Raw genomic sequence first — 363 nt, forward strand, 5'->3', positions numbered from 1 at the left:
TGTTCTACTGCGACCCCAGGCGCAGCGACCAGAAGGGCGCCTGCGAGCGCAACCACGTCGAGATCAGGAAGCTGCTGCCCAAGGGCGCCGGAATCAGGTTCGACCGGCTCGTCCCGGCCGACCTGGCGCTGGCCATGTCGCACGTGAACTCCGAGCCCCGCGGCGCGCTCGGCTTCGCGATGTTAGCGCTAATCTAAAATTGACCACTTTCGCAAACGCATCTCGCCGAATGCGCTAACGCGCTTTCGCCGGCCCCGCTAACGCACTTTCACCAACTGCGCTAACGGAACTATGCTCCGATCGGGTATCCGACCCGGGAGGAGCGGGATATGGAGCGAAACGTAATGGGAGAGCTGAACGTCT

Annotated in this window: 1 pseudogene; it reads left to right on the forward strand. The window is 62.5% G+C overall.

The annotated features are described in order from the left end of the window. Window positions 1–197: pseudogene (locus tag ACTQ05_RS09615) on the forward strand (IS30 family transposase); the annotation flags it as partial. Window positions 198–363: the final 166 nt, after the last annotated feature.

This window comes from Collinsella sp. LCP21S3_A9 (assembly GCF_052118785.1).
Lineage (GTDB): Bacteria > Actinomycetota > Coriobacteriia > Coriobacteriales > Coriobacteriaceae > Collinsella.